The sequence below is a fragment of the Nitratidesulfovibrio sp. 1201_IL3209 genome, from assembly GCF_036763125.1.
In the GTDB taxonomy this organism is placed as follows: Bacteria; Desulfobacterota; Desulfovibrionia; order Desulfovibrionales; family Desulfovibrionaceae; genus Cupidesulfovibrio.
Genome location: NZ_JBAIYT010000114.1, coordinates 1 through 255 on the forward strand (window position 1 = coordinate 1; position 255 = coordinate 255).

Annotated in this window: 1 rRNA gene; it reads left to right on the forward strand. The window is 60.4% G+C overall.

Annotated features, from left to right (window positions below):
* Positions 1-252, forward strand: a 23S ribosomal RNA gene (locus V6B97_RS17505); the annotation flags it as partial.
* Between the last annotated feature and the right edge of the window lie 3 nt (positions 253-255).

Below are 255 nucleotides of genomic sequence, written 5' to 3' on the forward strand. Positions count from 1 at the left end.
GTCCCTAGTACGAGAGGACCGGGATGGACGCACCCCTGGTGGTCCTGTTGTCACGCCAGTGGCACAGCAGGGTAGCTATGTGCGGAAGGGATAACCGCTGAAAGCATCTAAGCGGGAAGCCTGCCTCGAGATAAGGTCTCCCTCTCTTCGGAGCTGAAGGGCCCGGGTAGACAACCCGGTCGATAGGCTGGAGGTGTACGCGCGGCGACGCGCTCAGCTGACCAGTACTAATAGCCCGTGCGCCTTGTTTTCTTC